The 15,296-nt window shown below is 59.6% G+C and carries 16 protein-coding genes and 1 tRNA gene; 5 read left to right on the forward strand and 12 right to left on the reverse strand.

The genetic code is table 11. From position 1 onward, the window contains the following. Positions 1-28: 28 nt before the first annotated feature. Positions 29-961 (reverse strand): LysR family transcriptional regulator, encoded by a 933-nt coding sequence (locus AFE_RS00630; protein ID WP_012535969.1) that lies wholly within the window; start codon positions 959-961, stop codon positions 29-31. A 235-nt stretch (positions 962-1,196) separates the two neighbouring features. On the opposite strand from AFE_RS00630, the gene AFE_RS00635 reads away from it, so the two are divergent. Continuing rightward, positions 1,197-2,540, forward strand: coding sequence for an OprD family outer membrane porin (locus tag AFE_RS00635; RefSeq protein ID WP_012606505.1), 1,344 nt, complete (start codon positions 1,197-1,199; stop codon positions 2,538-2,540). Positions 2,541-2,613: 73 nt separating this feature from the next. Here AFE_RS00635 and waaF read toward each other — a convergent pair whose 3' ends face one another. Genes waaF through AFE_RS00665 form a run of 6 tightly spaced genes read right to left on the reverse strand, consistent with a single transcriptional unit; the run spans position 2,614 to position 9,158 of the window. Further along, positions 2,614-3,744: a lipopolysaccharide heptosyltransferase II gene (waaF, locus tag AFE_RS00640; protein WP_012535972.1), complete on the reverse strand. Its 1,131-nt coding sequence runs from the start codon at positions 3,742-3,744 to the stop codon at positions 2,614-2,616. A gap of 1 nt (position 3,745) precedes the next feature. Beyond that, positions 3,746-4,510, reverse strand: a complete 765-nt coding sequence (locus AFE_RS00645) for an RMD1 family protein (RefSeq protein WP_009566816.1) — start codon at positions 4,508-4,510, stop codon at positions 3,746-3,748. A gap of 3 nt (positions 4,511-4,513) precedes the next feature. Then, positions 4,514-5,899: an FAD-binding oxidoreductase gene (locus AFE_RS00650; protein WP_009566815.1), complete on the reverse strand. Its 1,386-nt coding sequence runs from the start codon at positions 5,897-5,899 to the stop codon at positions 4,514-4,516. Continuing rightward, entirely contained in the window at positions 5,896-6,972 is a 1,077-nt protein-coding gene (rfaE2, locus tag AFE_RS17165) for a D-glycero-beta-D-manno-heptose 1-phosphate adenylyltransferase (RefSeq protein WP_012535973.1), read from the reverse strand. The genes AFE_RS00650 and rfaE2 overlap by 4 nt, the downstream gene beginning before the upstream one ends. Next, positions 6,969-7,334 carry a YraN family protein gene (locus AFE_RS00660; protein WP_012535974.1) on the reverse strand — a complete coding sequence of 122 codons (366 nt, stop codon included), beginning with the start codon at positions 7,332-7,334 and terminating at the stop codon, positions 6,969-6,971. The genes rfaE2 and AFE_RS00660 overlap by 4 nt, the downstream gene beginning before the upstream one ends. A 3-nt stretch (positions 7,335-7,337) precedes the next feature. Beyond that, entirely contained in the window at positions 7,338-9,158 is a 1,821-nt protein-coding gene (locus AFE_RS00665) for a penicillin-binding protein activator (RefSeq protein ID WP_009567037.1), read from the reverse strand. Between the two features lie 87 nt (positions 9,159-9,245). Here AFE_RS00665 and rsmI point away from each other — a divergent pair, with 87 nt between their 5' ends. Continuing rightward, positions 9,246-10,121: a 16S rRNA (cytidine(1402)-2'-O)-methyltransferase gene (gene rsmI, locus AFE_RS00670; protein ID WP_012535976.1), complete on the forward strand. Its 876-nt coding sequence runs from the start codon at positions 9,246-9,248 to the stop codon at positions 10,119-10,121. Between the two features lie 13 nt (positions 10,122-10,134). Continuing rightward, a tRNA-Phe gene (locus AFE_RS00675) sits at positions 10,135-10,210 on the forward strand. A gap of 440 nt (positions 10,211-10,650) precedes the next feature. Here AFE_RS00675 and AFE_RS00680 read toward each other — a convergent pair. From AFE_RS00680 to AFE_RS00700, 5 genes are all read right to left on the reverse strand, one after another. Then, entirely contained in the window at positions 10,651-10,896 is a 246-nt protein-coding gene (locus tag AFE_RS00680; protein WP_009569274.1) for a DUF6868 family protein, read from the reverse strand. A gap of 271 nt (positions 10,897-11,167) precedes the next feature. Further along, positions 11,168-11,677 carry a BRO-N domain-containing protein gene (locus tag AFE_RS00685; RefSeq protein WP_012535978.1) on the reverse strand — a complete coding sequence of 170 codons (510 nt, stop codon included), beginning with the start codon at positions 11,675-11,677 and terminating at the stop codon, positions 11,168-11,170. Positions 11,678-11,706: 29 nt separating this feature from the next. After that, the gene (locus AFE_RS00690) at positions 11,707-12,501 is read right to left on the reverse strand and encodes a spermine/spermidine synthase domain-containing protein (protein WP_009565818.1); all 795 of its coding nucleotides are present in this window, start codon (positions 12,499-12,501) and stop codon (positions 11,707-11,709) included. Positions 12,502-12,615: 114 nt separating this feature from the next. After that, positions 12,616-13,014: a rhodanese-like domain-containing protein gene (locus AFE_RS00695; RefSeq protein WP_012535979.1), complete on the reverse strand. Its 399-nt coding sequence runs from the start codon at positions 13,012-13,014 to the stop codon at positions 12,616-12,618. Between the two features lie 30 nt (positions 13,015-13,044). Further along, positions 13,045-13,428 carry a DUF423 domain-containing protein gene (locus AFE_RS00700; protein ID WP_012606510.1) on the reverse strand — a complete coding sequence of 128 codons (384 nt, stop codon included), beginning with the start codon at positions 13,426-13,428 and terminating at the stop codon, positions 13,045-13,047. A 188-nt stretch (positions 13,429-13,616) separates the two neighbouring features. On the opposite strand from AFE_RS00700, the gene AFE_RS00705 reads away from it, so the two are divergent. Together AFE_RS00705 and AFE_RS00710 are read left to right on the forward strand one after the other, a co-directional pair. Further along, the gene (locus AFE_RS00705) at positions 13,617-14,309 is read left to right on the forward strand and encodes a VIT1/CCC1 transporter family protein (RefSeq protein WP_012535986.1); all 693 of its coding nucleotides are present in this window, start codon (positions 13,617-13,619) and stop codon (positions 14,307-14,309) included. A gap of 251 nt (positions 14,310-14,560) precedes the next feature. Further along, positions 14,561-15,217: an MIP/aquaporin family protein gene (locus tag AFE_RS00710; RefSeq protein ID WP_012535987.1), complete on the forward strand. Its 657-nt coding sequence runs from the start codon at positions 14,561-14,563 to the stop codon at positions 15,215-15,217. The last annotated feature ends 79 nt before the right edge of the window (positions 15,218-15,296 follow it).

Here is a 15,296-nt window from a genome sequence, read left to right on the forward strand (position 1 = left end):
GCTCCGTCGAAACGCGGTTGCAGGGCGATCATAAGCCTGAAATATCCTTTACCCCAAGCAGGTTGGCCGCCACGCTGGCGCGGATTTCGGCGAGGAAAGCCTGCATGTGCGGCTGCTCCGCCTGCTCCGCCGTGGTGGCCGCTTGCAGCGTTTGCCAGAGACCCTGCGATCCTAGAGGAATGGCGCGGACATAGTTTTTTTCGCCGTAACTTCCCACCGCCCAGGCTGGTAACGCGGCGATGCCCTGCCCGGAGGCGACGAGCTGAAGAATGATGACGGTGAGCTCCGCGTGGCGCCGCCGCCAGGGCTGGATACCCGCGGGCTGGAGAAACTCGCGAAAAAGATCGAGGCGGCGATCCTCTACCGGGTAGGTGATCAGGGTTTCTTCCAGAAAGTCCGCGGGGGTCAGAAAGCTGCGTTCCGCCAGAGGGTGCCGCGGATTGACCAGTGCGACGACTTCATAAGCGAAGAGCGGGTGCACGACAATATCGCAGCCCATGGCGTCCGGGGCGGTCAACACCATGAGGTCGGCCTGATGGCTCTGGAGCAGGGGTAAGGGATCCTGCTGAAAACCCGAAACCAGATCCATTTCCACGTCCGGCCAGTTCTCGCGAAAGTGGTTCATGGCGGGCGTCAGCCAGTCGAAGCAGGTATGGCATTCGACGGCGATACGCAGGCGGCCGCTGTTGCCTGCTGCCCGCCGTCGCAGTTCCTCCTGCATCTGCCGGATACGCGGCAGCACTTCCCGGGCCACGGCGAGCAAGGCCTCTCCGGCGGGGCTCATGCGTAACTGCGCGCCACGTTCCCGATCCAGGAGATTGACACCATATTCTGCTTCCAGCCCGCGCAACTGGTGGGAGAGCGCGGATTGGGTGAGGTGCAGGCGTTGCGCCGCCGCGGCGAGGCTGCCGAACTGGGCGACTGCCTCCATAGTGCGCAGGTGACGGATTTCCAGTGGCATGAGGATCCCAGTGAGCAACAGATCAGGTTGCAGTTTCCCACGAACATTGGGTAATGCAAAGACTTTTGGGGATGATGGGGATTTCGACGCGCGGCACCCCGTTCGCCGAAGGTGATCGATGACTGTATTTATAGAAAGATAACGTCATAAAAAGTTCATGAAAATGTCATAATAGTGTCATGTTGGCCCTTTACCATGGATGGCATCATTTCAAAAACACCAAAGGGGGGTTGTTGTGTTTATCAAAAACCGCATTGTCATCGCGACGGTCGCCGTCCTGTGTGGCGTCAGTGTCTCAGCCCAAGCCGAAACGCTGACCGATTTCTTTAAGCAGAGCAAGATCGATGGCCAGATCCGCTCTTATTACTTCAGCCGGGATTATGGCGCAACCGGACCCAATACCTACAATCAGGACGTCTTTAGTCTGGGGGGCATGCTGAATATCAAGACGGCACCTTTTCTGGGCGGCTTTGGTGTAGGCGTCAGTTTCTTTGCCGCGCACGGACTCGGAGCGAATGATACCAGTGGCGGGCCGGCCTACCCACATCTGGATGCGACGGTGATGGGTCCGCAGTCCATCGATGCCCTGGGGCAGGCTTACCTCCAATATGAGATTCCAAAAACGCTGTTGATCCGGGCGGGCGATCAGGAGTTGGATACGCCCTGGATGAACGGCTCAGATTCGCGCATGTTGCCCGCCACATATCAGGGTGTGTTTGCCGACATTTCACCCTATCACGATTTACACCTGTATGGCATGCGTATTTTCCGCTGGAAGAGTCGCACATCGAATAGTTATTACAATGACAACCTGTTTTATTCCGCTAATTACGAGGGGGATGAACTGTACGGTGGTGGTACACAGTTGCCGACCACCGCTCCCTCCACCAGTGGTACCCTGGCTTTTGGCGCCTCGTATTCCCTGATGGGCGCCAAGGCGACTGCCTGGTACTATGATTTTTATCAATTCGCCAAGATGTTTTATGCGACAGCGGATTATACACTGAAAACCGGGACCGGGGTTGATCCATTTGTGGGTGCCCAGTACCTGCGTGAGTGGGGTGCTTCCCTGCTATCCCGGCAAGGGGTTGACGCCACGGCCTGGGGCGTCATTGGTGGCGTGAACTACAAAACCGGTATGGGTGACGGAACCTTCAGTGTAGCCTATAACGCACTTGCGCCACAGACTGGCGGATTTTTGAACGGTGGAATAGTGTCGCCCTATACCGTGGGCTATGCCACCGATCCACTATATACGACGGCGATGATTCGTGGTCTTGCGGATAATCTGGGGCCTGGGCATGGTTACAAGATCAAGGTTGCACAACATCTTGACTTGATGGGCCAGAAATTCCTGGCCATCGCGGCCTTTGCGCACTTCACCACCTATTATAATGGTAGCAGCAGTTATCCTTATTTTGACCTGACCTATTTTCCGGGTGGCGCATTCAAGGGGCTTTCCATTCGTGACCGGGTGGAACTCGCTACCGGAACGAGCGCGCAATTTGGTAATGGCGCCGGTTTCAACAAGGGGCATTCCTTCATCTATAACCGGGTGATGCTGACCTACGCATTTTAGTTTTCCTCCCGTTTGGTTCCTCCTCTCCTCGCCTCGACCCGCAAGTCGGGGCTTTTTTGTATTCGTTCGCGGCCTATATCCCGAAGATCTGGCGGAGAACGTATTCCGGCCTGAGATCTTCCATACAGCGGTGATGTCGGAGTGGACACTCGCGCTTTCCGCATGGACTGCAGGGCAGGTCGATGCGTAGAGCCTGCGCCCCGGCGGAGAGGGGGGGGGTCATGCTGAGGGGTGTGGAGCCATAGAGCGCGATGACCCGGCTGCCGACAGCCCCTGCCACGTGCATCAGACCAGAGTCGTTGCTGACCGTCAGGGGGGCGAGCGACAGCAGGTCCAGAGCTTCCAACAGAGTGGTCCGGCCCCCCAGGTCAAGGGCTTCCGGGACGACCGCCGCTATGGCCCGAGTGATTTCTGCATCCTTGGGGCTGCCGAAAATCCACACGGCATAGCCGCGTTCGATAAGGGCTTGGGCCAGGGTACTCCAGTGGTGCACCGGCCAGCGCTTGGCCGGACCATATTCGGCACCGGGTGCCAGGGCGACCAAGGGCTGTTGTGGTGGGCTTATGCCCAGCCGCTGCAGGGTCGCGGCAAGGGCCGCCCGGTTTACCTGTAAACGGGGGGCGGGCAGTTGCGTGGGTTGTGGAAGGCGTAGCGGCAGTCCGAGGGCAACGAAGCGGTCCACGGTGCGCAGCAGTTTCTTTTTGTTCAAGCGACGGCGGTCGTTCAGGAGCAAACGGCGCCCCGCGCCGCTGAAACCGGTGCGGGTCGGGATATGTGCCCAATAAGGGACCAGCGCGGATTTGAAGCTGTTGGGCAGGCAGATGGACCAGTCATAGTTCTGTGCGCGCAGTTCCGCTGCGGTCCGGCGCCGCAGACGCAACCCCAGTTGACCGTGGTCGATGCACAGGGGCATGGCCCGCCGCACCTCCAGCATGCGTTCCGCCACCGGAATGCTGGCGGGCGGCGCCAGGACATCCACCTGCAGGCGTGGCCAGCGACGGCGCAGTACCTGCAACAATACCTGCGCCATGACCATATCCCCCACCCAGGCCGGACCGATCAGCAGCAGGCGGGCGGGATCGTAGCTGTGGGCAATGCGGGTGTTGTGCGGAACAAAGGCTTCATGTTCGTTACAGGGCGGTTCTGCTGTACCGGCATCGTGTGCATCGGGATCGTCCTGCAACTTTGGTCGTTGCTCGGCCATATTACTTGCCCATGAGCATGATCAGCGCTTCGACCGATATCAGGATGATGATGATCCATTCCAGAATCGTCTCCCGGTGGTGCCGGCTGGCCACGATCATGACTTCCAGCCCCTCATGAATGGCGTCGAGTTTTTCATCCAGGGCGCGGAACCGGCTGGTGAGCTCCAGGTCGGCGGAGAGTTCGCGGGAGAGCAGTTCCAGCCCTGGGGTTTCCCAGACGATATCGGGGTTGTCCAGCACCGCCAGACGGGAAAGGATTTCGGTGCGGGTGGCGGAAGTCGAGGCGAGAAAGCGCAGATGTCCGCCACGCCATCCCGGCAAACGCCCGGTGCGGGCCACTTCCGAGAGCAGGTTCAAGGTGGTTTCCAGCAGATTTTCGACGGCCTCTTCGTGGAGTTCCAGGGCTAGGCTCTGGGCCAGACGCAGGGCGACCAGGAGGATGCGTTCTTCATCGAGATTCTTGAGGGTGACGCCGTCACGGCCCACGCCATCACGTTCGCCGACCAGGATCGCGAGCTCTTCCACCCTGGGGCTGGCGATGGGGGTGAACTGCGCCTGCACGGTGGCGATGACTCTGGCCTGCAATGCCGGTCCTGCGCCAAAAAAGCAGATGACACCGGATCGGAAGAGCACCACCCAGGCGTCACCGTCGCGGAGCAGGCGATGGGCGGGCGTATCCTCTGCTATCTCTATCCCGAAATCTTCGCGCCAGCTTTTGAGAGAGATATGGCGTACCGGCTGGATGGCGTGCAGGATGCTGGTCATGGCTCAGGTCTCGGGGAGCAGTTTGCCGGGGTTGAGAATGGCATCAGGGTCGAAGATCCGCTTGATGGCGCGCTGGATGCTCAGGCTTTCCGGGCTCAGTTCCAGGGGGACATAGGCGCGCTTGCTGCTGCCGATGCCGTGTTCGCCGGAGAGGGTTCCATCCAGTGTCAGTACGGCCTGAAAGAGCTTTTGCAGGCCGTGCCTGGCACGGCGCATTTCATTGCCATCTTGGGGATGGACCAGAAAGTTGACGTGCAGGTTGCCGTTTCCGGCGTGCCCGAAGCTGACGATATGCAGGGACTGTTCTGCTGCGATCCCTTCTATGGCCTCCAGCAATTCGCGCAGGCGGCTGACCGGCACGACCACGTCCTCGTTGATTTTGAGGGGTGCCATGGCCTTGGTGGCGGGGGACAGGGATTTGCGCGCCGCCCACAGATCGGCGACGGCCGCCGCGTCCGTCGCCTCCAGGATTTCCAGGCTTCCCTCGCCCGCCAGAGCGGCGCGGATGGCCTGCACCTGGTCGGGGATGGTGATCGCCTCGCCATCCACCTCGACCATCAGCAGGGCGTTGCTGCCTTCGGGCAGATCCCTGGCGGCGCCCATGGCGCGCACTGCGGCCAGGGCGTAGGGGTCCATGAGTTCCAGGGCGCTGGGCGTATGGTGTTGTGCCATCACCCGCTGCACCGCCGCGCAGGCGTTGGCCGTATTGTCATAGACGGCGCGCAGGGTGGCCTGGGCCGAGGGGAGGGGGAGCAGGCGCAGGGTGGCCTCGGTGATGAGGGCAAGGGTGCCCTCGCTGCCTACCAGCAGACGGGTCAGGTCATAGCCGACCACACCTTTGCTGGTATGAACACCGCAGCACAGCGTTTCGCCGGTGCCGGTGACAGCACGCAGGCCCAGTACGTAATCGCGGGTGACGCCATATTTTACGGCGTGCGGCCCGCCGGCATTCATGGCCAGATTGCCACCGATGCGGCAGTAGGGGTTGCTGCCGGGATCGGGGGGATAAAACAGTCCGTCGGCCTGCACATAGGCACTGATCGCGGCAGTGACACATCCGGCCTCTACGGTGATGGTACGGTCCACCGCGCTGTAATCGCAGATTTTTTGCATGCACTCAAAGCTGACGACGGCGCTGCCGGGTACCGGCTGTGCCCCGCCGACATTCCCGGAACCTGCTCCGCGCGGAACAAGGGGCAGACGATGGCGGCGGGCAATGCTGACAATCGCCTGCACCTCCTCATGGCTGTGCGGGAAGAGCACCATCACGGGTATGCAACTCCCCGGAGTATCGTCGCGGCTATAGATGGCGAGGGTTTCCGCATCGTCGCGCACCCGCTCGGCATCGAGAGCGGCGCGCAGGGCGGGAATGATGGTGCTGATGCTCATGGCTGGCTCCCTCGGATTTTTTGCAGGAGCGCGGTGGTGCTCCGTTCGTGGCGAAAAGGAATGCTGAGTACCCGGCCGCCTCCGGCCTGCACCCAATCGGCACCGACGATGCGCTCTATCGGCCAGTCGCCACCTTTGATCAGTACGTCGGGTTGGAGATGTTGGATCAACTTCAGCGGGGTGTCGTCGTCAAACACCGTGACGAAATCCACCGCCTGTAATCCGGCGAGCACCGCCATACGGTCTTCCTCGCTGTTGACCGGGCGATCCGCGCCTTTGCCGAGGCGGCGCACCGAGGCATCACTGTTGACGCCTACCACCAGGCAGGCGCCTTCGGCGCGGGCTTCGGCGAGATACTGCACATGGCCCCGGTGCAATACATCGAAGACGCCGTTGGTAAAGACCAGGGGGCGACGGAAGGTGCAGGCTTCATCCAACGCCTCCCAGTCGCGGAGCACCTGGCCGGTGTGGAATACGGATGCGGGGGCATCGCCCACAAAGCTGGCATCCACACCACTGCAGAGGGCATGAATGAGGACGAGATGGACTTCCTGAATGCGTGCCGTGTTCTGCTCGGGCACCCGCAGTTCAATGTCCACGGGGCGCAGCAGTAGCGCGAGCTGCCCGCCTTCTTTGCCGGTAAGCGCCAGCACCCACATGCCGCGCTGTTGAGCGGTCCGGGCCGCGGCGATGACGTTGGTGGAGTTGCCGGAGGTGCTGAATGCGACCAGGCAGTCACCAGGACGGCCCAAGGCCTCGATCTGGCGGGCGAAAATCTGTTCATAGCAGACATCATTGGCGATGGCGGTGACCACACTGCTGTCGGTGCTGAGGGCGATGGCGGGCAGGGCGCGGCGTGTTGTCTCAAAGCGGTTGACCAGTTCCGAAGCGAGGTGCTGGGCATCTCCGGAAGAACCGCCGTTACCGCAACTGAGCACCTGCCCGCCCGCCTGCAGGGTGGCGATCAGGCGCCGACTGGCTTGCGCAAAAGGCGCTGCAAGGGCTGCGGCGGAGTGCCCCATACAGGTGATACTGTTGTGCAGGGCAGAACCTATCCAGTCATTGCCGGTCATGGGCTGGGTACTCTGAAGGCATCACGAATCCAGTCTGCCGGGGCATCACCGTCAAGGGCGACCACATCAAAGCGGCAGGGGCGTAACCCATGCTGCGGGTTACGCAGCAGAAAATATTCTGCGGCGCGAATCAACCGTTTTTGCTTGCGGCCGGTGATGCTGGCCGCCGCCCCCCCTTGCCGGTCATGGGCACGTTGGCGTACCTCCACGAAGACCAAGGTATCACCATCGAGGGTGATGATGTCAATTTCTCCCATCCGGCAACGATAGTTGCGCGTCAGGGGGTGTAGCCCGTGCCCGGCGAGCAGAGCGATCGCACTGTCCTCACCCTGCTGACCTGAGATCTGTCGTGGCGACGGCATGATTCAGGCGCCCGGCCCAGGCACTCCCGATAAAGGGACGACCTGTCCGTTCTCCACTTCCATCCATTCCATGTCCCGCACGATGCGGCCGTCGGCAGCAAAGCGGAGGACGCCTGTAGCGCCGTTCAGGCTGCCAGTCATATCCTGGTCCAGAACGCGCTCCGCCATTCGATAGGCATCCAGCCCGAAGGCCGCCATGCGCCACTGGGCGTCACTGGCGTTGGGGAGATTGGTACGCAACAGTAGTGATGCTTGCGGCCAGCTTTGCCCAGGGTTGATGATCCAGGGCATATCGACCGATTCAATGCCGGAGAGCCCCTGCGCGTCGCTGGGCAAGACTGCGCCGTGCAGCAACGCCGGACTGAAGACAGGCACAGTGGGATTGATCAGCCGGATGGCTGTGACCGCAGAGTTGGCGTTTTTCGCATCGGTAACCAAAAAGATAAAACTGTGTCGCCCGGGTGACACGCTCAACAGTTGTTGCACCTTGCTGGTGAGTGAACGACCGGGCAGGTAGGTGGTGACGCCACTGACGTCGCCGCCGAGATGCTTCCAGGCGGTGATAAAGTCCGCCTGAATGGCGGCTCCGCTGGAGTCCTGGGGATATAGCACGTAGGCATGACGATAACCCGCTGCGTAGCTCTGGGTGGCGATCTGCCGGGCCGCGACGTCCCGACTCAGGCTTAGGGTATAGAGTCCGGGCTGCCGCACATCAGATGCCGTGCCGAGGGCTATGACCGGCGGATCACTGGGCTTTCTGACGGCGGCTACCGCGTTGATATCCTGCGGCAGCCAGGGGCCGACAAAGATTTTGCAGCCTTCCCTGATCCCACGCTCAAAGAGCACGGCGGTGTAACTGGGGTTGCCGGTACTCCGCAGAACGCGCACTGCGGGTCCAGACCGTAATTGCGCTGCTGTTTCCATCCCGGCGGCAATGGCCTGGGAGAGCGGCCCATAGGACCCGCCGGAAGGTAACAAAGCGCATATGCCGCCGGGCGCGCGGTTGAGGGCGGAAGCGCCGGCGACCGTCGTGTCGTCGTCCGAGAAGTTTATGGGGGGGTGCCCCGGATGTGCCGCCAGCCAGGCACGGATCGCCGTCTGCCGCTGTTGGGGATCGGGATTCTGGCGAGTGATCAGGGCGAGGGCGATCCACTCCTGTACGAGGGGATTACCGCTACGTCCCTGCCAGTTCTGAAGTTTTGCTACCGACTGCTGGTCGAGGAGGGCATGAATGCGGCGGTGATTCTCCGCGATCGCATCGCCGCTCAGCAGGCCATCCCGTTCGATCAGAAAATTCAGTGCGGTGAGTTCATGGCCTTCCTGCGTATAGAGCGTGGCTAGAGTGCCCATGGCCCGGGCACGCACTTCCTGGGGTGTGCCGGTGATGGTCAGGATTTCTTCGAGGTTGCCCTTGGCGCTGGGGGTCTGCCCCTGATCCATGAGTCCCTGGGCGCGGACCCAGAGCGCTGCGCCACGCAGGCTGGCGTTGTCGTGCTGCAAGCGCAGTACTTCATTGGCCAGTAATATCGCAACCTGCGGCTTTTGCCCCTTCAGGGAAGCCTGTGCCGCTTTCATCAGGTAGTCGAGCTGGGCTCGCCCCCGCACAGCGGCGGCGGCGTGAATATAGTCCTTGGCCGCTTCCTGGTAGTGCCCTGTGATCATGAGCTGGTCGGCGCGCTCTGCCAGCGGTGTCTGAGAAACGGCCGTGGTCGTTTCGACAGGCGGCGGATTCGACGAAGGTGGCGCCTTATGTGGCATACTCGCGCAAGCGCTCAGGCCCGTGGCCAGGGCCAGAGTCATCAGCAGGCGGAAAGAGGCCTTCAAGGTTGCGGGAGTTGTCATGAGCAGAGTGTATGGAGAAAGGCGAAGGTGTTCAATGACCGATGCGCGGCCTCGGCCGGGAATGCGCTTATGAATGATCATGCCGAGGCAGTGGAAGGGGCCGTCGGGCAACTGACCATTATCGCCACTCCTATCGGTAACCTCGACGATCTCTCGCCGCGCGCGCAACGTGCGATTGGGGCTGCCGCCCTGATTCTGGTGGAAGACCGCCGTCACGCCCAGCGGCTCTTTCAGCATCTGGGTGTGCAGCCCAAAACGCTGGCTCTGCACGAGCATAATGAACGTGCCCTTGCCCCGCAGATTGCCCGGCGTGTTGCCGCCGGGGAGCATATTGCGTTGTTGTCAGATGCAGGAATGCCGTTGATCTCCGATCCCGGCTTTCCACTGCTGGCTCTGCTCCGTGAGCAACAGTTGCCGGTGACCATCATACCCGGGCCTAACGCCGCCCTGGCCGCGTTGGCCCTGTCCGGTCTGCCCAGCGACCGCTTTAGCTTCGAGGGTTTTCTGCCTGCCAAAGGGGGGGCGCGAAGGGCCCGGATACTGGCCTTGCAGCGGGAGCCGCGCAGCATGATTTTTTATGAGGCGCCACATCGGATCAGCGAGACACTGGCGGATATGGCGGAATTATGGGGCGCGGATCGTGGGGCGGCTCTATGTCGGGAGCTGACCAAAATATATGAGGAATGTTTGCGGGACTCCCTGGGGGGGCTGGCGGCGCTACTCCGGGCACATCCTGACAAAGTGCGCGGCGAAATGACACTGGTGGTAGGCGGCGCACCGGAACAGACTCTGGAGGAAGCCGACGCCGATCGTTTACTCGGCCCGCTGCTGGCCGAGTTGCCGCTGGCGCAGGCCGTGCGTATCGCGGCCAGTCAGAGCAGCATGGCGCATCGTTTCCTTTATGGGCGGGCCCTGGCCTTGACTTCCGGGCGGGACCCCGTTTAAATACGCGCTCTTGGCCCAGGTAGCTCAGTCGGTAGAGCAGAGGACTGAAAATCCTCGTGTCGGCGGTTCGATTCCGTCCCTGGGCACCATATAAATCAATGGCGTATACAATAAATACCCATCAGAAAAACCATTGGCACAGGCGGGCGGCACAGTAAAACCCTGCTGGATCGGTGGACAAAAAATCCTCGTGTCGTAGCAAAACCCCTGTAGCCGTCGGATGTGTATGCGCTTGAGTTTGGCACAGCCCCATATCACCTTGTTTGGAATCCGTCAGAACAAGACGGGTGAATGGCGAGCATCAATCGTCGTGGCAAGTATTGGCGGGTGCAGATCCGCAAACGGCGCCGGTGGCACCTGCGCGGCCTGTCTAGATTTGCCAGTCCTTGGGATAGTTCAGAAAGAATGGCCAGTTTGGATCGGTTGGGGGGTGAGGTATAAGGCAATGTCCATACTGACAATGATCACGCTCAACGTAATATCGTAACAAGACACGACCAGAGCCCTTGTCATTGTGCGCGTTCCTGGATCAGGAAATCAGCAAGCAGGCCACCATTGGCACCAGATTGAATATCAGGATTCCAATCTTGTAGACAGCCATCCCGGCGTAATGTATGGCATCGAAGTGCTCCGGGGAAAGCTGAAACCAACGATGATGCAGTTGATATAGCCAATCATGCGCGCCGGTAAATGCCGCGAACCAGACAATCAGCACGACATAGTTGATAACCGTACACCAAACCAGAATCTCTTGAACCTGTTCCAGAACTGTCATGATTGCCTCCGGTGTTGGCCATATGGGAAGTATTTGGGTAACCGGTTTTTCATTATGGTCGCGAACCAGCCATCACGCGTTCTCCACCGCCAAGGTCGGAGCGCCGATCAGCCTTGCTCAGGCCCGGACGGTCAGTTTTAAATGCGCGCCAACAAGCAGGGAGCCGACACCCTGTGTATCGCCGCTACGGATGGCGGGGCGGTTCATTCTGATGCCCAGAGATCCTCGTTTCGGTGCCCACCATCATGCTTTAGGCTTGGAGTGTTCTGCTCTATTGCAGAAGGAAGGTGGCTTCATCGTCTCGTGTCATCAGCTCGAAGAATAAATGCCGCAGGCGCAACAGCCAGGGTTTGAATCGCCCGGTGGGCGGAGTCGGGAAGCGTGCCATAATCTCATAGACGGCGATTTCGTTGATCATCGGCAGACCGTCCGGCTCGTCTTCCTCGTCCGGGACATCGGTTCCCGATGAAAGGGCGGCCTGATCCTCCGGGGTTACAAAGCTCAGAGCGTATCCGGGATCCGGAATCTGCAAAGCCTCCATCACGTCATCCCGTGCTATCCACACATGGATGCCGTCCGATGAGGTGGTGCGCATCTCCATTCCCTCGAAATCGACGCGCCAAATATGGACGGGTGTATTTCCTTGCTGCTTGTTCATGAGCTTTGGAACCTGCCGGGTGAATGAGGTGATCCTACCCCGAAATCTGTGATCTGTCAGCGCCGTGGTCCTGGTGCCTGATGCAATATCTGATCGGCGATGCGCCAAGGCGGGCATCTGCATCCAGGGCCTCGGTACAGTCCGCCTGGACGTTACGCGCGGCCTGAATAAAGTTGCTTGAATTGTTGGGATAATTTCTGCGCGGTGGCGTGCAAAGAGATACTGTGTGAGGGCTTCAGTGCGCGAACGCGATCACTTATTTCGCTCGCCAATCGGGGGAAGTCCGTACCTTTGTATGCAAATACGATTTTGTTGCCAGACTCTTCTGCGTCTATAACAATGACCTGATTGTCGAAGCTTGTCTGGATGCGGGCGACATAGGCATCGCATTGCCAGTCACTGCTGAGCATGTTGATCACCAGTACCCCATTCTTTCGCAGCTTGGCATAACAGTCGTTGTAGAACCTTGCGCTGCATAGTTGCCTGGGTTGGCCATCATGGTTGAAACCATCGACCAGTAGCACATCGACCGGCTTGGTGTGGTTGCTGACATATACTGCGCCATCCCCACTCAACACCTGGAAATTGGCACCATCTGGTGGGATGCCGAAGCGGTCGCGCAACTCAATGACCTTGGAATTAATCTCCACGGCAGTGAAGTGGGCATCCGGAATGTGGCGCAGACAATATTTTGCCAGTGAACCTCCACCCAGGCCGATCATGGCAATCCGTTTGGGTTTTGGCTGTAGAATCAGAAAACCCATCATGGTGCGGGTATAACCCAGGACCAGCTTATCTGGCGCAGATTTATGCATGGTACTTTGAGTCGCCGAAAGATCGAAGCGTAATGTTATAGACCGAAAATCTTCTTGCGCGAATGGTTGCGCCAGCACAGGTTGACTGGGTAGATCCGGAGAGTTGGTCAAAGAACCGGCAGATTCGTTCATATTTTTAGTGCATCCTTTTACTGCGCTGTCATCTTTTCACGATTTGGTTTTTTATGGGTCCCATTATTCATGCGCCGTGCGGTGGAAATCAACAAAAGGCTCTTTGTCGCGGTGTTATATTTGCTCCCAGGGTAGTCCATCAAAGCGCCAGCCATTCAGGCTGCTGCGGCGATGCTGATCGTTCAGATCCCCTTCAAAGCCATGCGCCACATTGTAAACGGCGCTGAAACCATTGGCCTGTAAGTACTGTCCAGCCTCCAGCGAGCGATGGCCGCTACGGCAGATCAGTAAGACGGGTCGGTTGAGAGATGTGGCGCGTCGTACCCGACACAGAAAGTCCGGGTTGATTTCCCAGTCAGGATCGTCTCGCCAGGGGATGGTTAACGCTTCTTTCGGGTGCCCGACGAACAGAAACTCCATTTCACTTCTGACGTCAATAAGCACCGCCTGCGGGTTTTTCTGCAGGAAGTGGAAGGCGTCCTGCGGGGCGAGGTTTATTACCGACTTTGTCATACTGCTCTCCTGACCAAAGCTGACCGGAAATTATATCTGTAACACGCCCGCAGCCAACAATATCCATGCAGAAATGAGCGACAGCCCACCGACGGGCGTGACGGCGCCAAGCCAACCCTTGCCGGTGATCGCCAGAAGGTAAAGACTGCCCGAAAATAACGCCGTCCCGGTCAGCATAAGCCAGCCTGACCATTGCGTAAGGCCGGATTCCGGCAGTTGCAGCGCCACCACTCCCACCAGCATCAGTCCCAGGGCATGGTAGAGGTGATACTGGCTACCGGTATGGTAAATGCTCATCATTTTGGGTGATAAGCGGTCTTTCAGGGCGTGGGCGCCGAAGGCCCCCAGCACTACCGCAGTCCCCGCGTTGGCGGCGCCCAGGGCAAGGAACCATTTGTCCGTCTGCGATATCATAACTGTTCTCCGCTGCATTATGGTATTCGGACCGCGTGTTCCCGCTTTGTAGACGGGCGGCTGTCGAGCAGGATAGCAGAAATTCGCTCCTCTGGGTGGACAACCGGGTGAGGCAGGAATGTCTGGACCAGTGCTTTGCGCCGTGGTTACACTCTGGCCACCCTTTCTCGGCCGGGAGTAGACATCGCATGTATCACGACGAACACCATCACCATGAGAAGATCGGCTGGCTCCGGGCCGGTGTGCTGGGCGCCAACGATGGTCTGCTCTCGACAGCAAGCCTCCTTGCCGGTATCGCTGCCGGACAGGCAAGCCATGAACAAATTCTGCTCGCCGGTGTTGCGGCGCTGGTCGCCGGCGCTTTTGCCATGGCGGCTGGCGAGTATGTATCCGTGAGCTCACAGGCCGATACCCAGGCCGCAGATCTCGAAACGGAAAGACGCGAACTGGAAAAAAACCCTGGAAAAGAACTGCTCGAACTCAGGGGCATCTATGTGGCGCGTGGCCTTAGCGAGGCGCTGGCCCAGCAGGTCGCCACCCAGCTTATGGAGCATGATGCCCTTGCTGCACATGCCCATGATGAACTGGGCATGACGAAAATGGCGGCGGCGCGGCCCGCCGAAGCGGCACTGGCTTCCGCCACTGCCTTTGCATGTGGAGCCCTGTTCCCGGTGCTGATCGCCGCCTTCGTCCCCCACGGCAGGGTACTACCGGCCCTGTATACGGCCAGCATCCTCCTGCTGGTGTTCCTTGGTGCGGTCGCAGCCCGGGCGGGTGGCGCCCCCATGGTGAAGGGCGCCACCCGCGTGGTCTTCTGGGGTGTTCTCTCGATGGTCGCCACCACGCTGATCGGCCATCTGCTCGGCCAGACGGGTATCTGACCGGTAACGCGCCCAACTGGATCGGTCGCGTCAAGAGCCAGGTGCGCCCGCCGAATCAGAGGATTACGACTTTCGTGCATCGTCATGGACTTCATCCATCTACGGACAGGTTATATCAATATATCCAGTTTATAGGTATCATCGCCCCAGATCCGTAAGCCTGTCATTATTTGCTTATGGATCTTCGTGCGGCACGGCGTCAAAGCGAGATGCCGCGTCACCTTTCGCATGTTTTTAATGGAGAATCCTTAATGTGCTCAATAAGTCGGAAAATGGCGGCAGAGTTCATCGGTACCTTCGGGCTCATATTTTTTGGTGGCGGTGCCGCGGCAATGGGTTATCCTCTAATCGATGTGGCCCTGGCCAACGGACTGGCCATTATGATCGCTGCGTATGTGTTTGGTGATATCAGTGGTGGCGTGGTCAACCCCGCGGTCACCCTTGGCGGGGCCATTGCAGGAAAGATAGGCTGGAAGGATGCCGGCCTGTATATGGTCGCCCAGGTTGGGGGCGGCATCGCGGCCGGTTATGTGCTTCTGGTGGTTCTTGGTGGATCGACAGGACATCTTGGGGCCACTACCATCAATACCAGCCTTGTATCGGTCTCTGGCGGTTTTATACTGGAAGCCTTGGGAACATTTTTCCTGACCACTACCGCGTTGTATACGGCCATGAGCGGTCGTACCGGTAACGCTGCTCCTCTCGCTATCGGTTTTACCTTGGTCATGGCGGTGACATTTATGGGGCCGCTGACGGGAGCAAGCCTGAATCCCGCGCGGACATTGGGTCCGGCCGTCGCTGGTGTCTACTTCCCGCACATATGGGTGTATCTCGTTGCGACGCCGGTGGGCGGGCTGATCGCCGGATTGCTCTACAATTTCATGCAGGAGCACAAGGCTGTTTCCTGACTCGTCCGTTTTGCCAGGTAGCACCGTAGTAGCGGCGGCGCCATGATTTTGTGGCGCCGCCGCCATTTTTCCCAGGGCC

It is taken from the genome of Acidithiobacillus ferrooxidans ATCC 23270 (assembly GCF_000021485.1).
In the GTDB taxonomy this organism is placed as follows: domain Bacteria; phylum Pseudomonadota; class Gammaproteobacteria; order Acidithiobacillales; family Acidithiobacillaceae; genus Acidithiobacillus; species Acidithiobacillus ferrooxidans.